We start from the raw sequence: 18,119 nt of genomic DNA on the forward strand, positions 1-18,119 counted from the left end.
GGGTGGGCAGTGCATCAGTCTCCTGGGAATATTCTTCAATTAGTGACGTTTATTTCATAACTCCCCAATCCCCCGATGGAATAAAAGCCGCCCAATAAAAAGGATGTTGATAAACTTCACCTTCTGCTAACGCTAACTGAACTAAACGTAAGGCTTCACTTCGCCCCTCCCCTTGCAACAGTTTTTCATAATAACGCACCATTAAATCCTTAGTTCCCGCATCATCTACACTCCATAAACTAATCACTTGACTTTCTGCTCCCGCTATCACCAACGCTCGACGCAAACCATACACCCCCTCGCCATTGGTGATTTCTCCTACCCCCGTTTCACAGGCAGAAAGCACCACTAATTGAGTTCCCTGTAAGTCTAAATTAGCCACCTCTAAGGCTGTTAAAACCCCATCTTCTTCCCCACTAGACCGTTGATTAAATCCCGCTAACGCTAATCCTGAGCGTAAAAGGGGATTTTCTAACACAAGGGGGGCAGAATCTTCAGAATTGGGTAAGAATTGAGAGGGAAGAATTGCCTCTATATCGGGTAGAAAAAAGCCATGAGTGGCTAGGTGCAAAATTTGGGGAGATTGAACTTGTTTAACTACGGTTTCTGTCGCCAACTTGTCCATAAAAACCTTGACATTTTCTAGTTTTTGTGATACTAATTCGGCTTCTGTCGCGGTATTGGGAAGGGGCAAAACATTCAAATCCCGTAACCCTCGATTAGAGGGGATGGCCATTTCCTCGACTTCACCATAATCTGGATTAGCTAAAATGATGGCTGGATTTTGACTGGGTGGGGTTGCTCCTTGACGGAGTAAATCTCGCCCGGTGGTTAAATAAGTAATGCGATAATTCTTGAGCAGTAACTGATTATTTTCGTCTACTAAAGCGGCAAAGGGAATTAAATTGAGTTGACCATCAGGGGATAATAATAAATGAGTAATATCGCCAGAAATTTGGGTAATTTTGGCGCGGATGGGCTGCATTAACAGCGTGTCTAACTGCCGTCCTTTTTCACGGTATTGGCGAGACATGGGGCGGGCTTTTCCTAGGGTTAAAGCACGGCGAAACTCTGCCACAGCTTGATCAATTGGGGCAGTTTTGCCTAAATTGACCCATTGAGGCTCACCACTGGCGGCTAAGATATAGGCGGCATAATGGGGTTCTCCCCAGACTAATTGATCGGGAGAGGGGCGACGGTGGGGGCGATAAACGATAAACTCTACTAAAACTGCATCGGGGGGAATCTTTTCTTGAATTTGTTCTAGGGTGACGGGAGTTGTTTCTGTTCGTAAGTTGGCACTAATTCGAGCGAGTTGAGATTCCATTACTTCGATTTTATTCTGCAATTCCCGGAGGTGATCTTTATAACCCTCTGGGGTGAGATGGGTGGGGGGATTAAAACGTAATTCAGCTAGTTTAGCCCGTTGGTTTATTAGTTCATCTAGGAGTTGTTGATGAGGGGGCGTTAGATGGGCTTTAAAGGTTTGTAAGTTGTCGGTAAGGGCATCTAAAACACGACCTTTGCGGCGGAAAATTGTAGTTAGGGCTAATTGAGCGGCGTTGAGATTATTGGGGGCATTTTGGAGATGGAGGGAGATGGCTTGGTTGGTGGTGGCCGAGAAGCGATTCATATAGTTTTGTTTTTCGCTTTCTCCTAATAGGGGTAAAACTCGCTCAATGATGATTTCTTGGTCGGCTAAACTTTGGTGTAAGTAGTCGAGGGCGGGGGTAATTTCTCCTTGTTGGAGTTTAAAGCTGGCTAGGTTACTGAGGGCTTGGGCGACTAAAAAGTTGCCTGCGTAACCCCATTTTTGGAAGTAGGCTAAATGGTCTAAGTAGAGGGATTCGGCTTGATTATAGTCCCCACGGGCTTCGGCAATGTGTCCTAATGCTTGGGAAATTTCGGCGACACTTTGTAAGTCGGATTGCTGCCAACGGTGAAAGATGGCTAGGGCTTGAGTATAATAATTTTCTGCGGTTTCATATTGCCCTTGTTGGGCTAATAAATCGCCTAAGTTTTGTAAGGTGTAGGCTGTGGTAACGCTTTCTTCGGTGTCTGGGGGATGGTGACGGTTTTTCTGGTTTAAAACGGTTTGTAGGAGGCTTTCTGCGGTTTCATATTGGCCTTGTTCACGATAAAAGCGGGCGAGGAGTTCTTTTGTTCGCCAAATATCTGGATCGGCTGGGTCTAATTGTTCCTGTTGAATGGTTAGGGCTTGTTGGGCTAAGGTGATGGCTTGGGGGTGATGGTCTTGTAGGGCGGCTAAAAGGGCTAAATCGGCTAGACTCTGGGCGACTTGTAGATGATTGTCTCCTAATACCCTTTTGCGGTGGGCTAGTGCTTGTTGATGAAAGTCTGCCCCTTCTGCTAGACGGCCGTGAAAACGGTATAGTTGCCCTAATTCGTGGAGTAGGTCGCCGATGATGGGATGATCTGCACTGTGTAGCCTGTGCGCCATCTGGAGTGCTTGGTGTAGGGTGGCTCGACTTTGGGGGTAGTCGAACAGGGGATCGGTGTAGAATGAGGCTAGGTAACGGAGGTGGGCGATCGCATCTTCCGATTCCCCAGCCAGTTTAACCCGCATTTCTAGGACTTGCCCATAGATCCGATTATGCTCCCTATCCTCCCCCTGAGCTAAATAAATATCAGCCAGAAGTCGCAACGTTTCCAGCACAACGGGATGATTTTGACCCAGAATCCCTTGTTGCAAAGCCAGCACCTGTTCTAATTTTGTGATGGCCTGATGATAATTCCCCTCATTGCTTAACTCCCAAGCCTCCTCTCGCCATTGTGCCGCTTTTTCTAGGTCGGGATGTTCTGCCATAGTGAGGAGAGTGGGGGCTTGGGGGAATAGGGGAAAGGTAGGAAAAAGGAACAGAACGGGGATTAAGGCGATCGCCCAGCGTCTCGGAACGAGAATCGCAAAAAAAGCCATTTTTATTATTTTTAGGGAACAGGGAACGGGGAACAGGGAACAGGGGGGGGGAGGGGGAGAGGGGGAACAGGGGGGGGCAGGGGAGCAAGGGGGCAGGGGGGCAGGGGAGAGGGGGAGTTGATAATTATTCCCTATTACCTATTCCCGACTCCCGATTCCCGACTCCCGACTCCCCAACTCTCGGACTTATTCAGCAAGCCCTATGGAGGGCGTGCTGTTTACAGACCACTTTTCACGGATAAGAGCCTCTAATTTCGTTAAACTAAAGAATTATTGCCTCTCCTGTGCTGAAGTTTATTATCTCAAAATTACGGAGTCTCACCTATGACCGCCCATCACACCAAAAAACCTAAACCGTTCTGGATGACCTTGGGACAGGGACAGTCAAAACGAGGCGCACAATCCCCCTCACAGCCCCGTAAACACCCCTTACTCAAGGTGGCGGTGGGGTGGATGGTCTGTCAAACTCTGCTGGCTGGAATGCCCCTAGAAGCCCAAGAACAGAACAATAACAACGCTTTGACCTATAGCCAACTGCTCGAACAGATTGACCAGGGACAGGTGCAACGCATTCAATATGACCCCACCACAGGGATGGCACAAGTGGAATTAGTGGGACAGCAGGGAACACCCAAAGAGGTTAAGTTATTAGATCAAAACCCAGAATTGATCGAACGAGTCCGTCGTCAACAAGTCGAATTTGATGTAAAGCCCAAGAGCGACAATTCAGCCGCTATGGGTTTATTAATTAATATGCTCCTGTTGTTTTTCCTCTTCGGCTTTGTGATCCTGATTCTACGCCGCTCTGCCGCCTCTTCCGGTCAAGCCCTGAATTTTGGCAAATCAAAAGCCAGATTTCAAATGGAGGCCAAAACCGGGATTTTATTTAATGACGTGGCCGGAATTGATGAAGCCAAAGAAGAATTACAGGAAGTCGTCACCTTCTTAAAAGAAACTGAACGCTTTACCTCCATTGGGGCGAGAATTCCCAAAGGGGTGTTACTCATTGGACCACCCGGAACCGGGAAAACCTTACTAGCCAAGGCCGTGGCCGGGGAGGCCGGAGTTCCCTTCTTTAGTATTTCCGGATCCGAATTTGTCGAGATGTTTGTAGGAGTCGGGGCCTCTCGGGTGCGGGATTTATTCCGTAAAGCCAAGGAAAATGCTCCCTGTTTGATTTTTATTGATGAAATTGATGCCGTCGGCCGTCAACGGGGGGCCGGGATTGGGGGCGGTAACGATGAACGGGAACAAACCCTCAACCAGTTATTAACGGAAATGGACGGTTTTGAGGGCAATACGGGAATTATTGTCATTGCCGCCACCAACCGCCCCGATGTGTTAGATACGGCTTTGTTACGGCCGGGACGGTTTGATCGTCAGGTTACGGTGGATTTACCGGGATATAAAGGCCGTTTGGGGATTTTGGAAGTTCATTCCCGCACGAAAAAACTATCTGAGGAGATTTCCCTAGAGGCGATCGCACGAAAAACCCCCGGACTCTCCGGAGCAGACCTCGCCAACTTACTCAACGAGGCCGCCATTTTAACCGCCCGTCGTCGCAAAGAAGCCATCACCGGATTAGAAATTGATGACGCACTCGACCGGATCACCATTGGCATGACCTTAAATCCTCTCTTGGACAGCAAGAAAAAGCGTCTGATTGGCTATCACGAGGTTGGCCACGCCCTGTTAATGACCCTGTTGGAGCATTCTGACCCTTTAAACAAAGTCACGATTATTCCCCGCTCTGGGGGCATAGGTGGCTTTGCACAACAAACCTTTGACGAAGAAATGGTAGACAGTGGCTTTTATAGTCGCGCTTGGTTAATGGATCGGATTACTATTACCTTGGGGGGACGGGCAGCCGAACAGATTGTTTTCGGCGATGCAGAAGTCACCATCGGAGCCAGCAATGATTTACGAGTGGTGGCCGATTTAACCCGTGAAATGGTCACTCGTTATGGAATGTCGGATCTCGGGCCTCTGGCCTTGGAAAGTCCCGAAGCAGAAGTGTTTTTAGGGGGAGGATGGCAGTCCAGAGCAGAGTATTCTGAGCAGGTCGCCAGTAAGATTGATCAACAGGTCAAGGCGATCGCCCAAGGCTGTTACGAAAAAGCCCTAGACCTCATCGCCCAAAACCGTCCTTTGATGGATCACTTGGTCGATTTACTCATTGACCGAGAAACCATCGAAGGAGAAGATTTCCGCCAAATCGTCGCCGAATATACTCCTCTACCGAAAAAACAGTTAGCCGTGAGTGGTAAATAGGGAACGGGGAACGGGGGGGAGTCGGGAGTCGGGAATCGGGAGTCGGGAATCGGGAGTCGGGAGTTGGAAGTAATGTCATTGCGTTCGCGTAGCGTTCCGAAGGAAGGTACGAAGCAATCTAGTCAGGAGTCAGGAGATTGCCTCTCCCTCTCTCCCCCTCTCCCTCTCTCCCTCTCCCCTCCCCCCCTCTCCCCTCCCCCTGCCAACAGAGAGAAACCATAATGAAGCAGGAATTATTCAATGTCTTAGCCTTCAAACGCCGTTGGAAAGGATTGCACTGGGGCAACCATGCCGTCGAAACGAACTACGCCCTTCTAGAAGCCTGTTTAATTGGGGGGGTTTCTGCGATCGCCGCCCTGCTCCTCAAAGAAGGAATCGGCATCCTCGGGCGATTCCGTCTACAACTGGTCGAAGAAACAGGAGTCTATATCCTGCCCCTCCTTGGTTTAGTTTTAGGGGGTTTAGCCGGATTCCTGCTCGAAAACCTCTCCCCCTCCGCCAAAGGGGGCGGCATCCCCCAAGTGAAAGCCGCCCTCGCCAAATTTCCCGTCGCCCTCTCCCTCCGCGTCGCCGTAGTGAAAATGCTCGGCACCATGTTAATCCTCGGAGCAGGCATGACTTTGGGACGACGAGGCCCCACCGTCCACATCGGAGCCGCCCTTGCCGCCCAACTCAGTAATTGGGTGCCGACATCCCCCCAACACCGTCGCCAGATGATAGCCGCCGGAGCCGCCGCCGGATTAGCCGCCGGATTTAACACCCCCATTGCTGGGGTGTTATTTGTTGTGGAGGAACTCTCCCGGGATATGTCCGGCCTAACCCTTGAAACCGCTATTCTCGCCTCCTTTACCGGATCCATCGTCTCCCGTCTCCTCGGTCCGACAGACCTTAAACTGGTCGCCAGTATCCTCCCCCTCTCTGAAACCCATTTCACCTCCCCAGAAATCCCCTTTTATTTAATTCTCGGTGCCCTGGCCGGGGTTTTGGGGGCTTTATTTAATCGGGGAATCCTCCTCTGTTTGCGTTTCTACCGATGGCTCAATGTCTCCCTGATCTGGCAAATTGCTCTGGCCGGGCTTATTTCCGGCGCAATCATCGCCCTCTCTCCCCCCATCCTGCGGGATAATGCCGGATTGCGAGACTTCCTGATCACGGGATACGCCACTTGGCAAAAAAGCACCTTTGTTTTTATCGCCCACTTTTGCCTGACGATTTTGGCCTACGGCTCCGGCGCACCGGGGGGACTCTTTGCCCCGGCCTTAGTTTTGGGGTCATCCTTGGGCTATTTGGTGGGTATGGCAGAGGTGGCAACCTTGGGCATCGGTTATGCCAGCACCTACGCCTTGGTAGGGATGAGTGCCTTTTTTACCGCCGTGGCTCGGGTACCGATTACGGCCATTGTCATTGTCTTTGAGATGACCGCCGACTTTACTTTAGTGTTGCCCTTAATGATTAGTTCGGTGGTGGCCTATGGGGTAGCCGAAACGATTAAAAAAGGCTCACTCTACCAACATTTACTACAAGCCAGTGGCATTGAATTGAGGGATGAGGGGACGCAAAATGAGGTGTTATCGGACTTAAAAGCGGTAGATGTGATGAAACGTCGGGTGGAGTCCTTTCGCCCCGATATGACCCTAGAAGAAGTCTTAGCGGCCTTTGCTCGTTCCGCTCATCATGGTTTCCCGGTGTTGGATGAAGAGAAGTTAGTGGGCATGGTAACGGAGGCCAATTTAGAGAATTTAGTCAGCCAAGATAGTACAACGCGCTTACAGGATATTATGACCCCGCGCCCGGTAACTGTACAGCCTGATGGGTCTTTAAGTGATGTGCTGTATTTAATGGATCGTTATCAACTAACTCATTTACCTGTCACCGAGGGGCGGCGACTATTGGGGATTATTACCCGCAGTGATTTAATTCATGCCACAGCCGATCAGTTAAAGATGACTCCGAAGACCCAAGGGGCAAAAGTCGAGCCGTCTTATTTGGTTTATCAAACTCGTTCCCCGGCTGTGGGGAAGGGGCGTTTGTTGCTGCCTTTAGCTAATCCTCAAACGGCGGAGGCTTTGGTGAAAATCGCCGGTGCGATCGCCCAACAACAGGGCTATGAGTTGGAATGTCTCCATATTGTCCTTGTGCCGCGTCATATTGCCCCCTCCCAGACCTCGGTTTCCCTGAAAAAAAGTCATCAACTCCTGAAGGATGCCAAACGAGAAGCCGCCGCTTGGGATGTTCCCCTCCACGTGCAAATCCGACTGGCCCACAATTTAGCCCAAGCCATTTTAGAGGTAATTAATGAACGCCACATCGACCTCTTGATTATGGGCTGGAAAGGCAACACCTCCACCCCCGGCCGCATTTTCGGCGATGTGGTGGATACCCTCATCCGTCAAGCGCCTTGTGATGTGGCGATGATTAAATTAGGGGAGGGGAAACAGAGTTTTCCCTATCGAGACTATCTCCCCACTAACTGGTTAATTCCCATTGCTGGGGGGCCAAATGTAAGACGGGCGGTGCAGTTATTACCCGGATTACAAGTCTTAGCGCGATCGCGTCATGTCTTCCTCTGTCAAGTCCATCCCCCCGACACCAACATCCCCGACACCCGCATCCTGCAAGAAATGGCCGCCCAAGTGAAGTTACAACTCAATGCCTCGGTGTTTCCCATCCCCATCCGTTCTGCTTCTGTCTCTGATGCCATTATTCGTTTAGCGGAGTCGGAAAGTTGTCAGGTGGTGATCATTGGGGCTAGTCGGGAGGGTTTGTTACAACAGGCCATTCATGGCAATATCCCTGAAGCCATTACTTCTGGGGTGAAAAGTACGGTGATCCTAGTGCGCAGTGCCATGTAATATCTGCTGAATAACACGCCTACGCTAGTCAATAAATACCCTGCTGTTGATTAACCCCGGAAGAATCGACCAAACTGGCTAATTGTGCGATCGCCATTCCCGAAATTGGTTCAATCCAATCCGGTGCAATTTCCGCTAAAGGCAGCAAGACAAAAGCCCGTTGTGTCATGCGAGGATGGGGAATCTGGAGGGGGGGAGTTTCTAAAACCCAATCTTCGTATAACAGTAAGTCTAAATCTAAAGTGCGCGGCCCCCACGGTTCACGACGCACTCGCCCAAATTGACGTTCAATCTCTAGTAGTTTCCCGAGCAGTTCCCTCGGGGACAGTTCCACCTCTAACACCGCGCAACCGTTGAAATAATCGGGTTGAGGGGGACCAACGGGGGCGGTTTTGTACCAACTGGATGTTAACTTAACCTGAATGCCCGGACTCTGATTAAGGGTTGCGATCGCCTTATTTAAAATTGTCAGAGAGTCGCCAACCGGACTGGTAAGATTACTACCGAGAGCGATCGCTACGCGACACTTCGTGAACGCACTGCGCATAAATTCTGTTCCCCATTTCAATCCGTGCAGATTACTGTGACATCCTCCCGACACCGACCCTAGGGGTACGGTGCGGGCTTCCCCATATTACTATGAGGTCTTCGGTGCTTCTACGGGAGGCTCTAGATGTCTTTTTAGGGACATCCCTGATAACCTCTTCCTCTACAGATCGTCACTCCCTCGTAAGTGATTGTTGGTTAATTTTCGGGGCATCGAACCCCTCAATTAACCGTCTTTCATCCCGACACTGACATTTGCTACGCAACGCTTCGCGAAGTGAACGCGAACGCACAGTGCGGGGCTTCCCGACGATGAGCTAACACCCTAGGTTTATCCGATGCCAAGAATCGCCGTCGCTTCAGCGCGGCGAGTGTCAAAGGTGAACCCACGGTCTAGGAATGCCCTTTTCGGTTTATGCTGAACGGGGAAACCTTCACCCCAGAGGAATCATGAGTGGAATTTGTGGGATATGGCATCGCGATCGCAGCCCACTCGATAGTAGCATTTTGCACCGGATGACTGAATTTTTGGTTTACCGGGGGCGCGATAGTACCCACTGCTGGCAACAAGCAGAAATCGGTTTTGGCCATACCCTGTTACACTGTCACCAAGATAGCCAACCCGATGGCATTTGCCATTTACCGCCCTTCTCCCTAACGGCCGATGTGCGCTTAGATAATCGTCGGGCTTTAGTCACCCAGTTACAACAAAATGATTGTCCTGTCACCCTTCACACGTCCGACTCCCAATTACTGCTTTGGGCTTATCACACTTGGGGTAAAGCCTGCTTAGATTACCTACTCGGGGATTATGTCTTTGCCTTGTGGGATAGTCAAGCCCAGCAACTCTGGTGTGTGCGAGATCCTTTGGGAGTCAAACCCTTTTTTTTTGCCCAAGTGGGGAGCCTTTTCCTGTTTAGTAATACCCTAAACGCCCTACGTTTACATCCAGCCGTCTCGACTCAACTCAATGAAGAGGCGATCGCCGATTTCCTCCTCTTCGACTTTAACCAAACCCCCCAGACTACGGTTTTCCAAGACATTCAACGCCTCCCCGGTGGTCATACCCTCACCTGCACTCCCCAACACTTTAACCTTCAACGTTACTGGACTCTCCCGATTCCCGAATTCCTGCCCTATCGTCGCGATGAGGACTACCTTGAACCCTTCCAACACCTAATGAATCAAGCCGTCAGCGACCGTTTACGGCGACGAGAAGCCGCCCTTTTCCTGAGTGGTGGGTTGGACTCCACTATGCTGGCACAAACCGCCTTAAACGCTATGCCAGAGGTCAATTATCAAGCCTTTACCGTCATCTATCGGGAACTCTTCAAGGATCCTGAAGGAGACTACGCTCAAATTGTCGCCAACTCCCTCCACCTCCCCCTAAAACTCATCCCGGCCGATCATTATGTGCCCTTTGAAGGGTGGCAAAATCCCGCCTTCCACCCCCCGGAACCCTACAATATTCCTTTTCTGACCCAAGACTATAGCGTTTATCAACAGGTTTTAACCCATAGTCCTGTCGTCCTCTACGGCCAAGGAAGTGATGAAGGAATGCGCCCCTCCCCCCTCACAGAATTATGCCGGGGGATGCCCCTAGGTGAGCTATTACGAGGACTAAAGCGTACTCTGTGGCACGCCCACTTAAAACCCCCCTTGGGAACCGGAATTTTAGGGAAATTGCGGGGATCCCATCGGGATATTTGGCAGGGATATCCCCAATGGTTGAACCCGGACTTTGAGCGTCGTTATGAATTGCGCGATCGCTGGCAAACCTTCGCCCAACCTCAACCTCCCTCCCCCCATCCTTGGCGCAGCAAAGCCTACTCTGATCTTCTACAGCCCCTCTGGTGGTACAATTTTGAGGCCACAGATCCGGGTTTCTCCCGTGTCCCCCTCGAAGTTCGCTATCCTTTCCTTGACCTACGACTCCTCAACTACCTACTCTCCCTCTCCCCCCTACCTTGGTTTATCAATAAACACCTCCTGCGTGTCACCCTACAAAAGCACCTCCCCCCCACCATTTGGCAACGTCCCAAAACCCCCTTAGCAGGAGATCCTGTCTACATCTACCTACAAAAAGGACTCCAACCTTGGCAATCTGCCCAGCAACAACACCGAGAATTCTTGACAACCTATATTGATTTGGACGCATTATTCTGTTTTACTCAGCAACCGAATCTACCTCCCCCTCTGGCTTGGTCAAGTTTACGTCCGGTCAGTTTAGGATATTGGTTAAAACACTGCAAACTCCCTCACTCTGCCCTTCGCAAGGATAGGACTTCCAACAACAACTCAAGGACGGTTTAAGGTTTTTTGCTCCGACTGTTTAACAAATTTGCCGGGAATTTCCCATCCCACAAGGGGAGTGGGGATAAGAGGTACATCCAGACCGTGATAATTTGTGCTAGGATCATGGAGCCGGGTTTCCTCGGTTCAAAATGTTTGGTCAGATGCGGTCATTTCTGTTTCCGCACATGAATAGAATTCACTAGATCATCCCATGACAAACCACGCCACTGAAACTGAACTCAAGCCAAAACAGCCCTATTATGCTCCTCAAGTCCAATGTTACGGGGACATTAAAACTCTGACCCAAAGTGTAGCGATTCGCGGGAATTTAGATGGTGCAGGGCCTCGGGCTGTTCCTAACCGAACTATTTAGGGTCTGCTGAATAACTGGGCTAGGGAACCGGGAGCAGGGGAGAGGAGGAGTTGATAATTATTCCCGATTCCCGATTCCCCAACTCTCGGATTTATGGAGCAAGCCCTAGATAGGGCTTGCTAGATTGCTATGAGCAGCACCGCGCCCTCCCGTTGGCGCGTCCTGCCCGTGGGGCTTAGGGGAACCTTGGGAGGGAGTCCCCTGTTGATTTTGAGGAGGGGTGAAAAGGTGTTAGAACTGGTGGGGGTGGGTGTCCGGGAAATGGTAGGGATTGGGGGGATTGATCTACTGCGGGATCTGTCCTTTAAGTTGGAGGCTGGCGATCGCACGGTTTTGGTCGGACCGTCAGGTGCGGGGAAAACAACGCTGCTCCGTCTACTGAATCGTTTAATAAGTCCCACGATGGGACAACTCTATTTTCGTCAACAAGCCTACGGTAAAATCCCGGTGCTTGAGTTGAGGCGACAGGTGGTTTTAGTTCCCCAAGAGCCGAAATTATTGGGGATGCGAGTCCAAGATGCGATCGCCTATCCTCTCCAACTCCAACACCTCCCCCCCCGCGAAATTGACCAGCGCGTTCAAGTCTGCTGTCAGAGTTTACGCCTCCCCAATGAATGGCGAGAACGCACAGAATTACAGCTTTCCCAAGGTCAACGGCAGTTAGTGGCGATCGCCCGTGCCTTAGTGATGCAGCCCAAAGTCCTGGTACTCGACGAACCCACCTCCGCCCTCGATTTTGGTTTAGCCTCCCATCTTTTAACCGTTTTAGGGGAATTAGACAACACCACTATCTTGATGGTTAACCACCAACTAGATTTAATATCCTCTTTTGCTCAACGGGTGCTATACCTTGAAAGCGGCATCCTACGAGAGGATCTACCAGCTAACGCCGTTCAATGGGACCAATTGCGCGATCGCCTCCGCACTCAACAAGAACAACAACAAGCCGAGTGGGAATAAGAAACTCCGATCTCATCGCAGATTCCTCTTCCTCTATCCGCAATATCACGGATTTTTAAAGGCTAGAAATAATCCGTTATTTTACTTAAATAAACCTACGGATATACCAGAATAATAACCTTACTATTCGCCAACAAAATCCGTGTATATCATGAATTGTGAAAGAACTGTCACAATATCTTTCCGTAAACTTTACAGAAGTTATTTTTTTCGCTATGTTAGGAACAGCCTAGAAAACTGCTAACATTCGGGACGACGAAAATAAAACAACTGCATAGATCAATCCATTACAACCGCATAACTTCAACCCTAGGGAGTAACCACAAATACGATGGCACTTTCATCAGAAGACTTGATGACTCGTTCATCTATCCGCACTTATTTACATGACCTCAAAAATTCCCTCAACTTAGTTAAAAACTGTGTTGAGTTATCTAGTGACCTCACCCAAGAATTGCGTCAGCAGATCGATAACATCACCCAAGACCCCTCTTCTGGTAGTTCCATCAACCGGGAAATTAACGAAAATCTAAGCGATTTACAGCAAAACTCAGAAATCGTCCAGCGTCATAGTCATCGAATCCTCACCCTGATCCAGCGTCTTGAATTGGAACTGTAACTGGATCTAAACAATCAAAATGACACTGTAATTGCTCAGTTTAATTCATCAGCCTGAAACGGTGCATCTCCTCGCCTTACCGTCTTTTCTCAGTTTTTATAAGATTGTCCAGAAAACTCCATCCCCTTGTGAGTGGGTCAGTTCATCTATCCCCAATCATCAGAAAACTAGGGCGTTAATCCCCCCGCAAAAAAGCCCTTATTCCCCTTAAATAAGCCTCCCCATCTTCCAACATCGGGAAATGAGCCGTCTGGGGAATTTCTAAATACTCAATTCTTCCATTTAACGCCGCCGCATTGCGCCCTAATTGTGGCGGGATAATAATATCCTTCTCCCCGGAGACTAACAACGTCGGAACGGCTAAATTGGCGAAGACTTGGGGCATTTCTAAAGCCGCTTGCTCACTAACGGCCGTATAAATTGTTCCCACCGCGGCCGCCTCATCCGCCATTAAGTAATCCTCCAAAAACTCCCGACTGATCACATCGGGTAAAGGACGATGCAAAAAACGCGCCATAAATAAACGCCCCGCCAAGGGAACGCTTAAAAACCACGGAAAGCGGAACTTAACCACATATCCGCCAACAAAATGGAATGTTTTAAACGACAGGGCATTATATTCAAAAATGCCGTTACAAGTCAGGATTAAGCGTTCCACTCGTTGGGGAAATTGCCCCGCAAATAAGGCCGCAATGGAAGCCCCCAAAGAATGACCATTCAAATAAACCCGCTCTAAGCCAAAATGGTCTAATAATAATCCTAAATCCTGGGCATAGTCCCCCAACTCATAACCCCCCAAGGACTCAAGCCCTGTTTTTGGCAAGGGGGAACGGGCAAAACCCCGCAAATCATAAAGCAAGCAGTCAAAGTCTTGACAAATGGCGCGGGCTGTGCTTTCCCAATACCGGGCAGACCCCCCCCAGCCATGAACAAACACTATCACAGGTTTTTTCCCGATGGGCGTTTCTCCTACCCCACCAGGAGAGCGAATCCACTGATAAAAGTGATCCACTCCCCCAAGGTTTACCCGTCCGGTTTCTGTCGATCCGGTTTCTCGATAGCTGAGGCTAGTTTCAAACTGCACCCTTGCTCCTCCCCCCTTCAAGCGGATTCCGGTTTAGGCAGGGTGGACGGGTGAACCAACAGGTCCGCCGTTGAGCGTTTTTCCACCATTTCCGGGGTAATTAAGCAGCGCCGCACGTCTTTCCTGGAGGGCAGTTCATACATGACTTCTAGCATTAATTCCTCGACGATTCCCCGCAAGGCTCGCGCTCCAGTTTTGCGGCGGTAGGCTTCCTGTGCGATCGCCCTCACCGCATCTTGACGGAATTCTAGCTGTACATTGTCCATCCAGAGCAGTTTCTGATATTGCTTAACTAACGCATTACGCGGCTGGGTGAGGATTTCCATTAAGGCCTCTTCGTCCAAAGGATTCAAGGTAGCCATCACAGGCATCCGTCCGATAAACTCGGGAATTAAGCCGAATTTCACTAAATCCTGTGGCTCTAGGAAGGGCATAATATCCACGGCGCGCTGTTCTTTCGAGGCCGGATTATCTCCGGGTCGCACAAAACCCATTGATTTCTTACCAATGCGCTGTTCTACCACTTTCTCTAAGCCAACAAACGCCCCCCCACAAATAAACAAGATGTTGCTGGTGTCGATTTGAATACAGTCTTGATAGGGGTGTTTCCGTCCGCCTTGGGGAGGAACATTGGCGAGAGTCCCTTCTAACATCTTCAAGAGGGCTTGTTGTACCCCTTCCCCCGAGACATCCCGGGTGATGGAGGGGTTTTCACTCTTGCGGGCAATTTTATCAATTTCGTCGATGTAAATAATGCCTCGTTGGGCTTCTTCTACGTCTAAATCCGCTACTTGTAATAGGCGCAGCAGAATATTTTCTACATCTTCTCCCACATAGCCCGCTTCGGTGAGGGTGGTGGCATCGGCTACGGCAAAGGGAACATCAAGGATTTTTGCTAAGGTTTGAGCGAGGAGGGTTTTTCCGGAACCGGTGGGACCAATTAAGAGAATATTGGATTTTTGTAGCTCAATATTGTCATCTAACCCGCCTTTGCCGCCATTATTATTTTTGGACTGGACAAAACTCAGGCGTTTATAGTGGTTATAAACTGCCACTGATAACACTTTCTTCGCTTCATCCTGTCCAATGACGTGTTCATCTAAATATTTTTTGATTTCCGTGGGTTTGGGGATCTGGCTAAAGGAGAAACGATCCGCATGAACCCGACGTTTGGGGGGTTGTTCTTCCCGAGGGGCTACGGGTTGAGGGGCAGGGCTTGACGAATCGATCAACTCCTCATCTAAAATTTCATTACAGAGCTCTACGCATTCGTCACAAATGTAAACCCCTGGCCCGGCTATGAGCTTACGCACTTGTTCCTGAGATTTGCCACAGAATGAACACTTTAGATGGGAGTCGTACTTCGGCATATCTACCTCTTATTGGATTGCAGTTAAGGGGACTTCAATTTGAGGAAGTCCGGGTTTAGTAATTACTTGGTCAATCAGACCGTAATTTTTGGCTTCTTGTGCGGACATAAAGAAGTCGCGATCTGTGTCAACGGCAATTTTTTCTAAGGGTTGACCTGTGTGACTCGCGAGCATTTCGTTCAGTTGGTTTTTGATATAGAGGATTTCTTTGGCTTGAATTTCTATATCTACGGCTTGTCCTTGGGCGCCTCCGAGAGGTTGATGAATCATAATCCGCGAACTGGGCAGGGCAAGACGTTTTCCTTGGGTTCCCCCTGAAAGTAAAAACGCCCCCATGCTGGCGGCTAATCCATAACAAATGGTCACGACATCCGGCCGCACCTGCTGCATGGTGTCGTAGATGGCCATTCCGGCATACACTGAACCCCCAGGGGAGTTAATGTAAAGTTGAATGTCTTTGTCGGGGTCTTCTGCATCTAGACACAGCAGTTGGGCAACCACAGAATCGGCGATCGCATCATCAACCACCGTCCCTAAAAAGATAATCCGTTCTCGCAGTAGACGGGAGTATATATCAAAGGCTCGTTCACCCATCCCTGATTGCTCAATTACAATGGGGATTACAGCACTAGGGATTACCGCATTAGAACAATTAGAATCCACCACCCCAGAAACAATCTGACCCGATTTGCTGTTGCTCAAAGAGTGGTAATCATGAATAAAATGACTATTGGGCGAGTAGTCGGGCGATCGCGATTGAATCATAACAAAGCTTCTAAGCCTGAGAACTAAATGGGTTGAAGAATAATCAGATTGAAGAACAATCAGAGTCGCTGAAATGGATTTTGAATGACTTTTGAATCGTGGGTTGTTATCCCTATTATTCCCCCCTTCCTCTATTATGCCTTAATTCCCCAGAATAGGGGGGACTTCTGCACAAACGGGGCGACTCCCCTGATAGTTTAACACAGAGGATGGAGGGGTTATCAAGCCTCCAACGCCAGATCCAAAAAAACAGAGGGACTCAATCCCCCTGTTTTCCGTTATTTGACACTCCCCGCGCTATTTCTCCTGTCCCCTAGACATCCCCCATCACTAGGCTGAAATGCCTATACTACCGTTCCAAAAAGGGGGTTTTAGGAGATGTCTAATCTGTGTCTAATATTGGTCTAACTTATTCTGCCGTCGCTTCCACATCAACTGTAGCTTCCGATGCGGATTCCTCAGCTTCGGTTTCCTCTTCCTCCGGCTTAGATAACGTCCCCTCCGGCACCAACTCAATCACCGCCTTTTCCTTTAACCAATCAATCGCTTGATTTTGCAGTAACTCATCCACCACAAACTCTCGCAACTTCAACGGATCAACCTCCTGGCGATCCTTCACTTGCCCTAAGACTTCTTGGATTCGTTCCTCAACTTGTTCCTCCTCCGGTTTCAGTCCCTCTTCTTGGGCAATTTTGACTAGGGCTAAGGACGTACTCAGCCGTTTAATCGCTTCTGGGCGAGAATTTTCCCGCAACTGGGGAAGCATTTCCTTGCTGAACAAACTGCGCACATCAACCCCATACTGACTCATGCGCATGGCCGTCTGTTGTAGCAGGGCATCAATTTCTTGATTCACTAAGGTCTTAGGTAAATCTACCTCAACCACCTCTAACAACGCCTCAACTAAGGCTTCCTCCACGTTGGCGTTGGTTTTATCTTCCGCTTCCGTTTGATAGCGTTTTTCCAAGTGTTCCCGCAATTGGGCTAGCGTAGAAAACTCGCTAATCTCCTCGGCAAAATCATCATCGACTTCGGGAAGTTCTTTCTCCTTCAGTTCCTTTAGCGTCACAGTAAACCGCGTTGACACCCCAGCTAAATCCTCGCGGGCATAGTTTTCAGGAAAATCCACGGAAATTTCCTTGGTTTCCCCCAAATTCATCCCTTTAATGCCATTCACTAAATCATCCAAAAACTGACCCAGGACTAACTCCATTTGGAAATCTGTCGCCGTCGCCCCTTCAATCAATAAATCCTCGGCCTCGCCCTCTTGGGGGATTCGACCTTCATAGTCCACGACCGCCACATCCCCCTCTTGGGCTGGGCGACCTTCTACAGGGGCTAAAATGGCCTGTCTTGACCGTTGTTCCTCTAAAAACTCATCCACCTGCGCAGGATTATATGGGATTTCTTCTGCCTGAATTTTTAAACCCGTATAATCACCCAGTTTAACCTCGGGCTGCACATCCACAGAAGCCGTGAAGGTCAAAGCTTCACCGGGCTTATACCCCTCGACCAGTTGGTTAATATCGGACACTAATTGGTAATTGCCGAGGGGGTCAATGTTCTCTTGCTTCAGAGCTTCTTGCAAGCTATCCTGAATCAAGGTTTCAACCACTTCCGCCCGAATCCGCGCAGCCCCTATGCGCTGAATCAAGACTTGACGCGGGATTTTCCCCTTACGAAACCCAGGAAGCTTAATAGTGCGCGCAAGATCATTAACTATCCGCTCATAGGTCAGTTTAGATGTTTCTGCGGGGATTTCAATGGCTAGGCCGATCTGACTTTCGGGGAGCTTTTCCTGGGTAACTTTCATTGATAACTCGTATTCAACCAAGTGAAGTGAAACTATGACTTGAAACTGCTCATACACCCCCCCACTCAACAGGACGCAGATGAGGGAGTCTCTTGACACAGCAAATGCGATCTTATCACAAGTCGCCATCCTTCGACTGTCTAGAGAGACAAAAAACCTTCGGATTCCCCTCTCAAGGGACGTCTCCCGGCTGTGGATTCTCGCCCCGGTTCGGGCAAAGATGCAGATTTCTT

The 18,119-nt window shown here is 49.5% G+C and carries 12 protein-coding genes; 6 read left to right on the forward strand and 6 right to left on the reverse strand.

From position 1 onward, the window contains the following. Nucleotides 1-49: 49 nt before the first annotated feature. The gene (locus tag SPI9445_RS25055) at nucleotides 50-2,938 is read right to left on the reverse strand and encodes a CHAT domain-containing tetratricopeptide repeat protein (RefSeq protein WP_017304534.1); all 2,889 of its coding nucleotides are present in this window, start codon (nucleotides 2,936-2,938) and stop codon (nucleotides 50-52) included. Between the two features lie 324 nt (nucleotides 2,939-3,262). Here SPI9445_RS25055 and ftsH point away from each other — a divergent pair, with 324 nt between their 5' ends. Next, entirely contained in the window at nucleotides 3,263-5,209 is a 1,947-nt protein-coding gene (gene ftsH, locus SPI9445_RS0109630) for an ATP-dependent zinc metalloprotease FtsH (RefSeq protein ID WP_017304535.1), read from the forward strand. 221 nt (nucleotides 5,210-5,430) lie between these two features. Continuing rightward, nucleotides 5,431-8,061, forward strand: coding sequence for a chloride channel protein (locus SPI9445_RS0109635; protein WP_052646666.1), 2,631 nt, complete (start codon nucleotides 5,431-5,433; stop codon nucleotides 8,059-8,061). Nucleotides 8,062-8,089: 28 nt separating this feature from the next. On the opposite strand, the gene folK is transcribed toward SPI9445_RS0109635, so the two are convergent. Then, nucleotides 8,090-8,608, reverse strand: a complete 519-nt coding sequence (folK, locus tag SPI9445_RS0109640) for a 2-amino-4-hydroxy-6-hydroxymethyldihydropteridine diphosphokinase (RefSeq protein ID WP_017304537.1) — start codon at nucleotides 8,606-8,608, stop codon at nucleotides 8,090-8,092. Between the two features lie 449 nt (nucleotides 8,609-9,057). On the opposite strand from folK, the gene SPI9445_RS0109645 reads away from it, so the two are divergent. From SPI9445_RS0109645 to SPI9445_RS0109665, 4 genes are all read left to right on the forward strand, one after another. After that, on the forward strand, nucleotides 9,058-10,920 hold the full coding sequence (locus SPI9445_RS0109645) for an asparagine synthetase B family protein (RefSeq protein ID WP_017304538.1): 1,863 nt from the start codon (nucleotides 9,058-9,060) through the stop codon (nucleotides 10,918-10,920). A gap of 193 nt (nucleotides 10,921-11,113) precedes the next feature. Then, nucleotides 11,114-11,275 (forward strand): hypothetical protein, encoded by a 162-nt coding sequence (locus tag SPI9445_RS30445; RefSeq protein ID WP_017304540.1) that lies wholly within the window; start codon nucleotides 11,114-11,116, stop codon nucleotides 11,273-11,275. 129 nt (nucleotides 11,276-11,404) lie between these two features. Further along, the gene (locus SPI9445_RS0109660; RefSeq protein ID WP_017304541.1) at nucleotides 11,405-12,235 is read left to right on the forward strand and encodes an ATP-binding cassette domain-containing protein; all 831 of its coding nucleotides are present in this window, start codon (nucleotides 11,405-11,407) and stop codon (nucleotides 12,233-12,235) included. 331 nt (nucleotides 12,236-12,566) lie between these two features. Continuing rightward, a complete protein-coding gene (locus SPI9445_RS0109665) occupies nucleotides 12,567-12,854 on the forward strand; it encodes a hypothetical protein (RefSeq protein ID WP_164674500.1) in 288 nt (95 codons plus the stop codon). 175 nt (nucleotides 12,855-13,029) lie between these two features. Here the strand turns inward: SPI9445_RS0109665 and SPI9445_RS0109670 are convergent, their stop codons facing one another. The 4 genes from SPI9445_RS0109670 to tig all read right to left on the reverse strand — a co-directional run bounded on the left by SPI9445_RS0109670 (nucleotide 13,030) and on the right by tig (nucleotide 17,886). Further along, nucleotides 13,030-13,938, reverse strand: a complete 909-nt coding sequence (locus SPI9445_RS0109670) for an alpha/beta fold hydrolase (protein ID WP_017304543.1) — start codon at nucleotides 13,936-13,938, stop codon at nucleotides 13,030-13,032. A 17-nt stretch (nucleotides 13,939-13,955) separates the two neighbouring features. After that, nucleotides 13,956-15,308, reverse strand: coding sequence for an ATP-dependent protease ATP-binding subunit ClpX (gene clpX, locus SPI9445_RS0109675; RefSeq protein WP_026079659.1), 1,353 nt, complete (start codon nucleotides 15,306-15,308; stop codon nucleotides 13,956-13,958). Nucleotides 15,309-15,317: 9 nt separating this feature from the next. Further along, the gene (gene clpP / locus SPI9445_RS0109680; RefSeq protein ID WP_017304545.1) at nucleotides 15,318-16,073 is read right to left on the reverse strand and encodes an ATP-dependent Clp endopeptidase proteolytic subunit ClpP; all 756 of its coding nucleotides are present in this window, start codon (nucleotides 16,071-16,073) and stop codon (nucleotides 15,318-15,320) included. Between the two features lie 409 nt (nucleotides 16,074-16,482). Beyond that, nucleotides 16,483-17,886, reverse strand: coding sequence for a trigger factor (gene tig, locus SPI9445_RS0109685; RefSeq protein ID WP_017304547.1), 1,404 nt, complete (start codon nucleotides 17,884-17,886; stop codon nucleotides 16,483-16,485). Nucleotides 17,887-18,119 lie beyond the last annotated feature (233 nt).

The organism is Spirulina subsalsa PCC 9445 (assembly GCF_000314005.1).
GTDB classification, from domain to species: Bacteria; Cyanobacteriota; Cyanobacteriia; order Cyanobacteriales; family Spirulinaceae; genus Spirulina_A; species Spirulina_A subsalsa.